Raw genomic sequence first — 12079 nt, 5'->3', positions numbered from 1 at the left:
TGTCGGCCTAGCCTTGGCTGCGCGCCAATTCCCTCTGCCCAGCGCCGTCGAGCCATTCCAGCTGCTCGAGAATGACCGGCGTCACATCGCGGTGGGCATTGTGGCCGATGAATAGGTCCATATGGCCATAGCCGGGCACGATACGCTGTTGGTAAAGTTCACGCCCGTTCCTGCCTTGCAGCCAGACGCGCGTGCGCTGCCCGCTTTCGGGGTAGAATATCTGGTTGGTCGCCCCCGAGAGAAAGCTGATCGGAAGCGCGAGGCGGCGAGCCGCATTGTCGGAGGTGTAGATCGCCTTCCCTTCGGCATCGACCGCCAGACCCTTGTGCATGATCTGCTGCAGCTGCTCGAAAGGCTTGAGTGACACGCGGCTGAACATGCTGCCGAGCGCAAGATGGGTGTTGTGCCCGAGCTGGTCGTGGTCCCAGCTCGGCCCGAACACGCCGAAGACGCGCCGACAGGTGGGGTTCTTGCAGGCCTGCCCATCCGGCATGGGGATCTGATAGGCGATGGCGTCGATCTCGTAATCGGCGTCGGTCCCCTGGCTGACGAAGTCGAGATGACCGTCGAGCAGGGATATCTGTCCGAGCGCCCCGGCGACGCCGAGATCGGACTTCATGTAGTTGAGCCAGTCGGTCACCGGATGCAGCGTTAGCTGCGAGGAGATCAGCGAGCGGACGCCCGAGACCCAGCCCGCACCGATCCCCATCAGGAGGCTCATCGAGCCCACGCAATGCGCGATCGCCTGGACGCTCTCGGCACCCGAAGCAGCACGGATCTTGGCGATCGCTACGGGCCAGTCATGACGGGCGATGTCGTCGATGGTGAATTCGGGAGGATGCTCCGTGTCGTTGCCTGCATCGGCGCTGGCGCGATAGTCGAACAGCCAGACGTCATAGCCCTGTGCCACGAGGCTCTCGGCGAGGTTTTCCTCGACCGTGGGTGTCGCGAAGCTCGAGGCGCGGACCGAGAAGCCGGGTGCGAGCACCACTGGCCCGCGTGCGCCGCCGCGATAGCGCGTGAGGCCGATGTTCACGCCGTCTCCGGTAGGTACGACATGGCTTTCCGCGGGCGGCAGGCGCAAGTCTCGCGCCACCAGCCTGGCCGCATCCTTGCCCGCGAAATCGTTGAGCGTCGCCAGCATCCCGCCATAGGCGCGGAACACGGTCATGGCGAAGAAGCCCGCGTATTTGGCGGTGAAATAGGTTTCGATCGCCTTCTTCGCGCGCGGGATCAGATTGACCACATGGCCCACCAGCGTACCTGCATCGTGGACGGTGATCGTGGTCAGCTGGCGCATGAATTCATCGATGCCGAGCTTGAGCACGCCGCGGCCGATCAGCTCACCTTGCGAATCCTCGCCGTGACGCAGCGTGACGAAGAGCGTGGTGAGATCGGTCCACGGGTCCGACTTGCCGCGTTGCTCGAGCGTCTTGAAGCCATGGAAATGGATCGGACCATCGGGCCCTTCCAGCACCATGTCATAGAGCATCTTCCAGCTCTCGGCCTTGTCCGGATCGGCCACGAGCAGGCGGAACGTGCCCTCGCGCACGGTGAGAGGCGCCGATGAGATCGCGCTGAGAGTCACCGTGCCCGTGATGCGCGAGCGGTGCTCCTTCTCCTCGATCATGCGGTGGAGGTTGTCGGTGGTGACCGTCAGCAGGAAGCTGCAGGTGTTGCCTTCGGTCCGACCCCAGGCATCGCCATTGGCGTAGTCGTCGCGGATGCGCTCGACATGGCCGCAAGGGCGGTGATGGCAGCCGGTCGCGCTGATGTGGCCGGCCATGGTCTCGGTAAAGGAGAGGCCGGGACTCATCGCCTCGGGATGATCCTTGACCAGCTGGCGGATGACCGCCTTGCCCTTGTCCACCGCGCCGCCTTCGAAATGCATCGCGGCCTCCTCGATCCCGCGCGAGACGGGGTCGATCGCGTGGCCCGCGACCCATTTGGCGACGCTCAGGCGCAGCGCATCGCCGCGCGTGGCGAGGGCGGGTGCCGGCGCGGGTTCTTCGGCGGGTTCGGGTGCGGGAAGCGGCCCCTCCGCGCCGAGCCTGTAGTCGATCCTCCACCCCTGACGCTGCGCCAGTTTCTCGATCGCGCGTTCGGCCACCGCTGTGATGGTCAGGAGCGGATTGACGCCGACCGCGCCGGGTAGTGCCGCACCGTCGCAGACATAGAGACCGTCGTGGACCTCCGCCCCTTCGCGGCCGGCGAAAACGCGGCAGGCGTCGTCGACCACGCCATGCACGGCATCGTCGCCCATTCCGCAGCCACCGATCGGGTGGACGGTGATCAGCTTCTTGCCGAAGGGGTCGCCCCACAGCGGATCGGAGAAATACTGCGCGTCGATCGCCTGCGCGGCTTCGCGCATCTTGTCGTCGTCGCGGCGGAAGGTGCGCTGCTTGCCCGCGGTGGGCCAGTGGATCGCGATGCGATCGTCTTCGAGAGCCAGTTGGCCACCGGAATCGTCGACGCTCATCACGAGATAGGTCTGCGTCCGTGCCATCGGGCCCTTGTAAGCCCATTCGGCGATGCTGGCGGGATCGGTCTGCACCGCCTCCCCCATCGCCTTGGCATCCATCAGCCGCGGCTTGACCTGGTCCATGCCGAAGCGGGTGAAGCCATCCGCCAGGGCTTCGCCGAAGAAGAAGGCAGGAGCGAGCGCGGTGGCGATGATGCCCGGGGCGACCCCTTCCTCGATTACCAGCCCCTTGGTCGCGTCTCCGGTCGAACGCATGTCGATCACGCCGGTGATGCAGGGCCCGGGATAGGCGTCCATGGCAACCTGCGAGGCGCCGACGCCGATCGCGTAGAGCGGCTTTGCGGTCAGCTCGTCGCCCTGCTTCTCGGCCTTGAGATAGCTGTCGTAGGCGAAGCCCAGTGCGTCGCCATTGCCCGAGAAATTCTCGCCCAGCCGGTCGGAAAGCGCCAAGCCCTTCTCGCGCGAACGCAGCAGGATCTCGGTCGAACCGAGCGCGCCGGCGCCGAGGACGACGTGATCGGCAGTGATGCTCGAGGGGCCCTGCGGCGCATCCTTGCCATTGGGCTCGAGATGAACCCGCCAGGCTTCGCCCTCGCGTTCGATCCACAGCACCTTGGCTTGGGTGAAGATCTCCGCGCCATGGTTCGCGGCATCCGGCAGGTAGTTCATCAGGGTGGTGTTCTTCGCGCCGATATTGCAGCCCGAAACACAGTCGCCGCAATTGGTGCAGGCGGGCTGCGGCACGCCGAACCTGTTGAGCTTGTCCTCGAAGGTGACGTTGATCGGCGTCCTGTAGAAACGCTGCCCCATCGCCTTCGCCGAATGTTCGAGCGCCTCGAGCTTGCCGAGCGCTGGATAGCTTTCGGGATAGGGATTGGGTGCGAGCATTTCGCGCGCGCGTTCGTAATAGGCATCGATCTCGCCCGGATGGTCGCGGAACGCCGCCGGCCAGTGCGCCTGGTCGAGCAGCCGCTTGTCGAGTTCGAGCGAGACGTTGGCGTTGATCAGCGAGGTTCCGCCGAGACCGCAGCCGACCAGCGCATACTGGTCGTCGTTCACATGCACTTCGAACAGCGCATCGGGCTCGCCGATGCGGCCGCCCCTGACGTTGATCTGCATCGCGCCCTGCGCGTCGGCGATCTTGTTCGGGTATTCCCCGGGCAGCAGCTCCTTGCCGCGTTCGAGCACGCAGACATCTTGACCTGCGCGGGCCAGGCGCGAGGCCGCGACACCCGCGCCATAGCCCGAGCCGATGACGAGTACGGTATAGTGCGATTTGGCCTGGTCGAGGCCCTTTGCGATGCGCTTCTGCATGGTCATTCTGCCGCCTCCCGCAGCGCTTCGTTCGATCGGTCGAGCATCTTACGAACCTTCACATCGGCTTCGTGCTGGATGCGACCGTGGACGATGGCGGAGAAATCGGCCCAGACGTCGGCGGCGCGTTCGACCGCCTCGCCCGCTTCCTTGGCAAGGCGCGACACGCGCCCGCTGCCCTCGACGCGGACCGGCGCCATGGTGCCATCGGTCGGATCGTTGAACAGCCGCAGCGAGGCGACTTCGAGCTCGTCGGAGACGAGCATTGCCGCACAGCCCTGCACCGGCATCAGCGTCGGCTCGTCGAGCACCCAGCCGCCGGTATTGAAGATGCCGACCGGCAGATCGTAACCCTCGACCATCAGCTCGTCCTGGAACGGCTTGTGCGTATGGCCGAAGACGAAGTTCATCTCGCGCGGCAGCTCGCCCAGTTCCTCGCGCAATTGCGCGGCCAGGGGCGTGCCCAGATACCAGCCGATATCGTCGATCTCCGCCGCGCCGAGCACATGGCCGTAGCCGTCGCGCTGGCGCTCCGCGCCACGCCCGGCGGTCGCATCGACACCCGCGCGGATGAGGTTGTCGAGCGTTATGCCGTATTTCAGCTGCATCTGGGGATTGATCCCGAGCCTGGAATTCAGCCCGCCGGTGATGCGCCGCGCGATGCTCTCGGCGAAATCATGGCTCGCCCCGGCGCTCAGCATGGTTTCGTAGAGCGAGCCAGCCTCTCCGCCGATCTCGCCCGCACTACCGAGATCCGACCACAGGAAATCGATCCACGGGCCGTTCTCGGCCTCGAGCTGGCGCATGGTGGCGGGCCGCGCCTCGCCATTTTCGAGGAAGCCGCGCAGATTGGACAATGCACGGTACATGCCATCGAGATAGTGCCCGTGGTGCATCACCACCGCGCGGCCCGTCGCTTTGTCTGCCAAACCCCAGTTGGGATAGGCGATCCGCACACTCGCGCCGACGAGGTGCGGGCGGTGCGCGATCAGCGATTCCATCAGCCGGCAGCTATGCGCCGGGCGCCCGATGATCGGGGTGATGTGTTCGAGATCGCGCGGAATTTCGCCCGCCTGCAGCGAGCTGATGAAGCCGTGATCCTGCGCCATGCGCCACAAATGGTGATCGTGATTGCCCGCGACATAGACGATCTCGCGGCTGAACAGCTCGCGGCCGTCCTTCGGGAAGAAGGCGTCGAGCAGCTGGAGGAAGCTGTTCGACACGTCGCCGAAGGGGGAAAGGCCGAGATCAAGCGCATCGCCGAGCAGCACGAGTTGCGGTTTCTCGTCATCGCGCAGAGTCGCTCGCAGGCCTTCGGCGAAGGCGGACAGGACCCGGGATGGGCCATCGATGATCTCGCTCGCTGCGTTCACATGCGTCAGCAGGCTGTCGCGCGCGCCGAGGTGGAGGTCCGACAGGACGATCTGGGCAATGCTCATGCGTTCGTCTCCAGGCAGGCGTAGAAGGCATCGCGCACGATCTTCTCGCGAGGATCGTCCCATTTGCCTGTGCCGAGCTGGTTGGTGATCCAGGCGTAGGCGACCCCGTCCTCGGGGTCGGCGAAGGCGAGGGAGCCGCCCACCGCGAAGCTGCCGAAGGCGCTGCGCGTGCGGGCGTATTCCCACTCGTCGAAAGGTTTCTCGAAGCCGCAGGAATAGTACATGTCGGCGGTGAGGACCTGGTCCTCGAGGCCTTTGCGGGGATAGGGATGGCCCTTCGAGAGCGTCGCCATGACTTCGGGGGTGATGCCGAGCTTCTCCCCGCCCTCGGCAAAGACCCGATAGAGCGCCGCGAGACCGCGCGCCGAGGCCATTCCGCCGGCAGCACCCTGCCCCGCGCGCCAGAACTCTTCGCAATCGAGCGCGCCCGGCCCTTCGAGGATCAGCGGATTGTTGAGCGTACGGAAGGCGAGCGTACCCGGGAGGCACATCTTGAAGGTGAGCGGCCAGGGCATCGTGGTGTGGTGGATGAAGAGGTCCTGCAGTCCGAACCCGTCGATCCGCGCGATGCGGCTGCGATCGAAGCTTTCGGGCAGTCCGATGAAGACATCCACGCCGACCGGTCCGGCCACTTCCTCGGCGAAGAACTGCGGAAGGCGGCGGCGTTGCGGGTCGCGGCGGTGGATCAGCTCGCTGGCGATCCAGCCGAGCGTATAGGCGTGGTTGCCACTATGATCGCCGGGCGTCCAGTTCGGCTTCTGCGCGGCGATGGCGGCGCAGATCGCGTCCTCATCCGCAAGATTCTCGAGCGTCAGCTTGAAATCGATCGCGGCGAGCCCCGCCTGTTCGGACAGCGCTTCGCCCACGGTCACTGCGCCCTTTCCATGGGCGGCGAATTCAGGCCAGATATCGGCGACCGGCTCGTCGTAGGCGAAGAGGCTGCGCGACACCGCCACCGCAGCCGCCATGCCGGTGAGGCCCTTGGTCAGCGAATAGACCAGAGCGATGTCGTCGCCCTGCCACTCGCTGGTCCGGGCTTTGTCCTGCCAGCCGCCCTGAAGGTCGACCACGGTCTCTTCGCGATGGATGATAGTGCAGGCCGCCCCCAGAGCGGCGCCCGACCGGATCGCGGCGGCAAAGGCATGCGCCACCGGCTCGTAACCGCGGGCAACGCTGCCGCGCACGCCCTGCCCGGAATCGGAAACCTCTCGAAGATCCTTCGCGAGTCGATGATGTGCATTCCGCATTCGCGCCCCCAAGCCATGCGCCGGCCGCTGCCGCGCGCCCGGAAGCACGGGTTAAAGAAGAATGGTTAAGATCGAATTGGGAAGATTACCGAACCTTCGACGTCCCGGACGCCCCGGCATCGCGGCGTGGAGCGCCGCATCTCCTTCCTCCAGCCGGTGCGCGCAACCTTGCTCGCGGACCGGCGCACCATCGCACCGACGGGCATCTGCGGCGGCCACGATGCACGGACGGTGCGCGCGAGGAACTGGGGGCTACCGGATGGGCCGAGACGCAGCCCGGCGATGCCTTCGTGATCCTCACTGGCGGAGGGGGCTCGGCCCCGCCCCGCCGGGACTAGGAGAAATTATCAGACGGCCGCGTCGCGCTTGACCGTGATGACCTGCGGATAGGTGAATTCCTTCAGGCCATCGACGCCGTATTCGGCACCGAAGCCCGACTGCTTGTGCCCACCGAAGGGTGTGAAGGGCGAAAGCTGCATGAATTCGTTGATCCATACCGTGCCGGTTTCGAGCTGTTCGGCGATCTCGACGCCCTTGTCGGTGTCCTTCGTCCAGACCGCGCCGGCAAGGCCGTATTCCGAATTGTTCGCGCGTTCGATGACCTCGTCGATCGTGTCGAACTTGAGCAGCGGCATGACCGGCCCGAACTGTTCTTCGGCTACGATCCGCGCGTCTTCGGGCGGGTTGTCGAGGATCGTGATCGGCACGTAATAGCCGGTGCCCGACGGGTCCTTGTCGCCCCCGGTGAGGAACTTGTAGCCATTGTCCTTGGCGTCCTGGATCAGTTCGAGCACGCGCTCGTACTGCTTCTTGTTCTGGATCGGACCGACGCCGGTGCCCTGCTGCGAACCGTCACCCACGACCACGGTCTTGGCGTATTCGGCGATCGCCTTGCTGAGATCGTCGTAGATGTCCTTGTGGATGTAGACGCGCTTGGCCGCGATGCAGACCTGGCCGGCGTTGGAGAAGCTCGACCAGAACAGCTGTTCGGCAACCTTGTCGACATCGGCATCGGGCAGCACGATCGAGGCGTCGTTGCCGCCGAGTTCGAGCGTGATGCGCTTGAGATCGCCGGACGCACCTTCCATGATCTTCTTGCCCGTAGCAGTCGAGCCGGTGAAGGTGATCTTGTCGATGTCGGGATGCTCGGTGATCATCGGGCCGAGGTGATCCTCGCCGGTGATGATGTTGACCGTGCCGGCGGGTACAACGTCCTTGATCAACTCTGCAATCCGCAGCGTGGTCAGCGGCGTAAAGGGCGAGGGTTTGAGCACGATGGTGCAGCCTGCGACCAGTGCGGGGACGATCTTCTGGATCGCCATCATGACCGGGAAGTTCCACGGCACGATCCCGCCCACGACCCCCACCGGCACGCGGCGGGTTCTCGACAGGCGGGTGTCGTCGTCCTGGTTGATCACGTCGTCTAGCGTCAGCGTCGACTGCGCGGCGGCGAGGCCGGCGGCGCCGTAGATTTCCTGCTGCGCCTGCTGGTGCGGCTTGCCCTGCTCGCTGGTCAGCAGGCGATACAGTTCGTCGGCATTGTCCTTGATCGCGGCGGCGATGCCCTGGACGACCTGCTGGCGTTCTTCCTGGCTCGTCTTTTTCCAGCTCTTGAACGCCCATCGCGCGGCGGCGACCGCACGGTCGAGTTCGTCCTTGCCGCAGGCGGGGACGCGGCCGACGACCTGCTCGTTGGCCGGGTTCAGCACATCGAGCCACTCGCCATTGTCGACCATCTCGCCATCGATCAGGTTCTTGTAGTCGGTCATCGTCTCTCTCCTCCGGGGGATTCGCCTCTCCTGCACACACTGTCGAGATTCGTTGCTCGATGCAACGGGCCTTGCGGTACAGCGGCAAATTGGTGAGAGAGGTGGCGAGAGGAGAGCGCGTGCAGACTTTCGACACCGAAGCCGTCGACTGGCCGGATGCCGCCCCGGCGCTGCGCGAACAGGTGCGCGCGCTGGTGGCGGAGCATGGCGAGCGCGACCCGGTCGAACGCGCGAACAGCTGGACCAAAGCCGATCCCGAATTCAGCCGTCGGCTCGGCGAGGCCGGCCTGCTCGGCATGACCTGGCCCAAGGAATACGGCGGCCACGAACGCAGCCAGCTCGAACGCTATGTGGTGATCGAGGAACTGCTCGCGGCGGGTGCCCCGGTGGGCGCGCACTGGATCGCCGACCGGCAGAGCGGGCCGCTGCTGCTCCGGCTGGGAAATGAAGAGCTGAAGCGCCGCTGGGTGCCCGCGATCGCGCGCGGCGAGGCCTTCGCCTGCATCGGGCTGAGCGAACCGGGATCCGGATCGGACCTCGCCTCGGTGCGCACTGCGGCGCGGCGCGACGGCGACCACTGGGTGCTCAACGGGCAGAAGGTCTGGACCACCGGCGCGCATGTCAGCCACTTCATGATCGCGCTGGTGCGCAGCGAGGCGGGGAGCGAGCGACAGCAGGGCCTCTCGCAATTCGTCATCCCGATGGACACGCCAGGCGTGACCGTGAAACCGATCGTCGACCTCACCGGAGCGCATGAATTCAACGAGGTGTTCTTCGAGGACGTGCGCCTGCCCGCCTCCGCCCTGCTCGGCACCGAGGGGGAAGGCTGGAAGCAGGCGACAGCCGAGCTGTCGCTCGAACGTTCCGGCCCCGAGCGGTATCTTTCGTCGATGGTGCTGTTCCTCGAGCTGGTGCGCCATGCGGAAAAGTACGAAGATTCGACGTTACAGGAGCTTGTCGGTCGCCTCGCCGCGGAGGCCTGGACGCTGCGGCTGATGAGCGCCTCGGTCGCGGCCAAACTGGCACGCGGCGAAGACCCCGCCCTGGAGGCGACTATCGTCAAGGATCTGGGCAATTCATACGAGCAAGCGATCCCACAATTGGTTCAATCGGTGGTCGATTTCGGCGAAGCCGATACCGAGGTCCTGCGCGCCGTCTGCTTCTACCTGCTGCAGGTCAGCCCGAGTTTTTCGCTGCGCGGCGGGACGCGCGAGATCATCCGGGGGATCATCGCGCGGGGGCTGGGCCTGAGATGAGCGATACCCGCCGCATGCTGGCCGAGATGGCCGATCAGCTGTTCTCCGAGCTGGGTCCCGGCGCCAGTGAAGAGCGCGACCTGCCGCGCCTCGAGGAACTAGGCCTGCCGCTGCTGCTGGTACCGGAGGACGAGGGCGGTTTCGGCGGCGACTGGATCGATGCGCTGACGGTGTTCCGCCTCGCGGGCTATCACGCGCTGGGGATCGACCTTCCCCCGCTGATCGTGGCGAAGGTCGCCGAGGGTGAGCGCTTCGATGCGCTGATGGCCTTCGCCCGCACCGCGCAGATCGCGGGGGCGCTCGATGCCGCGCTCGCGCTGTCGGTCGGCTACGTCAACGAGCGGCAGCAGTTCGGCCGCCCGCTGGGCAAGTTCCAGGCGGTCCAGCAGTCGCTGGCGAGCTTCGCCTGCGAGGCGGCGGCGGCGAACTGCGCGGCGATGGGTGCGGCGCAGGCGCTCGGGCGCGGTTCCGCCGAGTTCGAGATCGCGGCGGCTAAACTGCGCGCCAATTCCGCGGTCGAAGTCGGGACCACCGTGGCGCATCAGGTCCATGGCGCGATCGGGTTCACGCAGGAATATGCGCTCCACCAGCTGACCCGGCGGCTGTGGCAGTGGCGCAGCGAATACGGCAACGATGCCCATTGGAGCCGCCGCCTCGGCAGCGCGGTGATCGCACGCGGGGCCGAGGCCTTCTGGCCCGACCTTACCGCGCGGACCGACTAGGCCAGCGCCAGCACGCCGGTGAGGATGTTGCGCACGAGGTCGACCTGCCCGCGCGCGCCGGTCTTGGCGTAGATCCGCTTCGAGTAGTAGCGCGCCGTCTCGACCGTCAGGCCATGCTCCTCGGCCGCCTCGGCGATCGACAGCCCCTGCGCCAGCGACCAGGCGAGCCGCGCCTCGGCCGGGGTCAGGTCGAACAGGTCGACGAGCTGTTCGTGGCGATCGGCGGAGGAGGAGCGGTCGCCGCGCAAATAGATCACCGCCACCGCCTTGCTGTCGCCGGCGAGCGCCTCGATCCGCATCGGCGCGACGAGGATGTCGATCCACGGGTCGTGGCTAAGGTTTATCGCTCGCGGGCGGTGGCGGCGGTCGCCGGCCATGGCCTTGACGATGGCGGTCAACTGCCGGTCGATGGCGGGGGCAGACGGGAACAGGCGATCGTAGGGGCCGCGCCGCAGGGCTCCGGCCCGCTCGAGGAAGCGTTCGGCCTGCGCATCGAGATCGACGATCCGGCAACGCTCGTCGACCGCGATCCAGCCGAAATTCATCCGTCGCACGGCCTCGGCGCTGACCGAGGCGCGGCCCCGCTCGCGCTCGATCGCCGCGAGCACCTGCAACGCCACCCGCAGATGCGGCACCAGCGCGGAGAGGAGGCTGGCGATCTCCGCGCCGGGAATTTGCGGCGCCATCACCGCGAGGGTGAGGTGTAGCCCGTCGCCGCCGATCCGCACGGCGCGCAGTCCGGTTGCGGCCCCGTCGAGCTCCTCGCCCGCATAGACGCGCCCTTCACGCATCGCCGCCTCGGGCATGATCACGGGGACGCCCTCGCCGAGCGCGATCCGCCCGCCCTGGTCGGCGCTGTCGAGCAGGATCGCGACACCCGCCGCCTCGCACACGCGCAGCAGCTGGCGCAGGAAAGTGCGCCACATCGGCTGCTCGAACATGCCCGAATGGAGCGGCACGAGCAGCTCCGCCTCGCCGAGATTGGGAATGCGCATGCAAGTTCTTCTACCACCTCCCATTTGGGAGGTCCATCGCTGCCGCGCGCACCTATGTCTCGGCGAATACTTGCGGAGCCCATTGATGACCGACGCCAAGACCCTCACCCATCTCCAGCGCCTCGAGGCCGAGAGCATCCACATCATGCGCGAAGTCGCCGCCGAGGCCGACAAGCCGGTTATGCTCTATTCGATCGGCAAGGACAGCGCGGTGATGCTGCACCTCGCCAAGAAGGCCTTCTATCCCTCGCCCCCGCCCTTCCCGCTGATGCATGTCGACACGACCTGGAAGTTCCAGGACATGTACGCGTTGCGCGAGAAGGCGGCGAAGGACGCCGGGATGGAACTGCTGGTCCACCGCAACCCCGAGGCGGCCGAGCGCGGGATCAACCCCTTTGACCACGGTCCGCTGCACACCGACATGTGGAAGACCGAAGGTCTCAAGCAGGCGCTGGACAAATACGGCTTCGACGCGGCCTTCGGCGGCGCGCGCCGCGACGAGGAAAAGAGCCGCGCCAAGGAGCGCATTTTCTCCTTCCGCACCGCGACGCACGGCTGGGATCCGAAGAACCAGCGCCCCGAGCTGTGGAACCTCTACAACGCCCGCAAGAAGAAGGGCGAGAGCATCCGCGTCTTCCCGCTGTCCAACTGGACCGAACTCGACATCTGGCAGTACATCATGGCCGAGAACATCGAGATCGTGCCGCTCTATTTCAGCGCCCCGCGGCCGACCTACGAATATGAGGGCGGCCTGTTCATGGCCGACGATATCGACCGGCTCGAAAAGGTCATGGGCTATCGCCCCGAGATCACCGAGCGTTCGATCCGCTTCCGCACGCTGGGCTGCTTCCCGCT

The 12079-nt window shown here is 66.2% G+C and carries 8 protein-coding genes; 3 read left to right on the top strand and 5 right to left on the bottom strand.

Features of this window, described 5'->3' with window-relative positions; all coding sequences use genetic code 11:
* Positions 1-7: 7 nt before the first annotated feature.
* The 4 genes from ACN4E0_RS01230 to ACN4E0_RS01215 form a co-directional block, all read right to left on the bottom strand.
* Positions 8-3802, bottom strand: a complete 3795-nt coding sequence (locus ACN4E0_RS01230; RefSeq protein ID WP_419564670.1) for a GMC family oxidoreductase N-terminal domain-containing protein — start codon at positions 3800-3802, stop codon at positions 8-10.
* Complete coding sequence (locus tag ACN4E0_RS01225; RefSeq protein ID WP_419564667.1) at positions 3799-5235, bottom strand: metallophosphoesterase; 1437 nt, start codon at positions 5233-5235, stop codon at positions 3799-3801. The genes ACN4E0_RS01230 and ACN4E0_RS01225 overlap by 4 nt, the downstream gene beginning before the upstream one ends.
* Positions 5232-6419, bottom strand: a complete 1188-nt coding sequence (locus tag ACN4E0_RS01220) for a serine hydrolase domain-containing protein (protein WP_419564664.1) — start codon at positions 6417-6419, stop codon at positions 5232-5234. The genes ACN4E0_RS01225 and ACN4E0_RS01220 overlap by 4 nt, the downstream gene beginning before the upstream one ends.
* Before the next feature lie 410 nt (positions 6420-6829).
* Positions 6830-8251, bottom strand: a complete 1422-nt coding sequence (locus ACN4E0_RS01215; RefSeq protein WP_419564660.1) for an aldehyde dehydrogenase family protein — start codon at positions 8249-8251, stop codon at positions 6830-6832.
* A 119-nt stretch (positions 8252-8370) separates the two neighbouring features.
* Between ACN4E0_RS01215 and ACN4E0_RS01210 the strand changes: the two genes are divergently transcribed.
* Together ACN4E0_RS01210 and ACN4E0_RS01205 are read left to right on the top strand one after the other, a co-directional pair.
* Positions 8371-9507 (top strand): acyl-CoA dehydrogenase family protein, encoded by a 1137-nt coding sequence (locus tag ACN4E0_RS01210; RefSeq protein ID WP_419564658.1) that lies wholly within the window; start codon positions 8371-8373, stop codon positions 9505-9507.
* On the top strand, positions 9504-10229 hold the full coding sequence (locus tag ACN4E0_RS01205; protein WP_419564656.1) for an acyl-CoA dehydrogenase family protein: 726 nt from the start codon (positions 9504-9506) through the stop codon (positions 10227-10229). Before ACN4E0_RS01210 ends, ACN4E0_RS01205 begins: the two co-directional genes overlap by 4 nt.
* On the opposite strand, the gene ACN4E0_RS01200 is transcribed toward ACN4E0_RS01205, so the two are convergent.
* Positions 10226-11224 carry a helix-turn-helix transcriptional regulator gene (locus ACN4E0_RS01200; RefSeq protein WP_419564653.1) on the bottom strand — a complete coding sequence of 333 codons (999 nt, stop codon included), beginning with the start codon at positions 11222-11224 and terminating at the stop codon, positions 10226-10228. The two genes, ACN4E0_RS01205 and ACN4E0_RS01200, sit on opposite strands and share 4 nt — an antisense overlap.
* An 85-nt stretch (positions 11225-11309) precedes the next feature.
* Between ACN4E0_RS01200 and cysD the strand changes: the two genes are divergently transcribed.
* The coding region (gene cysD / locus ACN4E0_RS01195; RefSeq protein ID WP_419564650.1) for a sulfate adenylyltransferase subunit CysD at positions 11310-12079 on the top strand (770 nt) is incomplete at its 3' end.

The sequence above is a fragment of the Qipengyuania sp. genome (assembly GCF_048550555.1).
Lineage (GTDB): Bacteria > Pseudomonadota > Alphaproteobacteria > Sphingomonadales > Sphingomonadaceae > Qipengyuania.
This window is presented reverse-complemented; position numbering and strand designations above follow the sequence as displayed.

Excerpts from the sequence above, each read along its gene's own strand:
- ACN4E0_RS01230 (WP_419564670.1), bottom strand. The coding sequence starts at position 3,802 with ATGACCATGCAGAAGCGCATCGCAAAGGGCCTCGACCAGGCCAAATCG.
- ACN4E0_RS01225 (WP_419564667.1), bottom strand. The coding sequence starts at position 5,235 with ATGAGCATTGCCCAGATCGTCCTGTCGGACCTCCACCTCGGCGCGCGC.
- ACN4E0_RS01215 (WP_419564660.1), bottom strand. The coding sequence starts at position 8,251 with ATGACCGACTACAAGAACCTGATCGATGGCGAGATGGTCGACAATGGC.
- ACN4E0_RS01205 (WP_419564656.1), top strand. The coding sequence starts at position 9,504 with ATGAGCGATACCCGCCGCATGCTGGCCGAGATGGCCGATCAGCTGTTC.
- ACN4E0_RS01200 (WP_419564653.1), bottom strand. The coding sequence starts at position 11,224 with ATGCGCATTCCCAATCTCGGCGAGGCGGAGCTGCTCGTGCCGCTCCAT.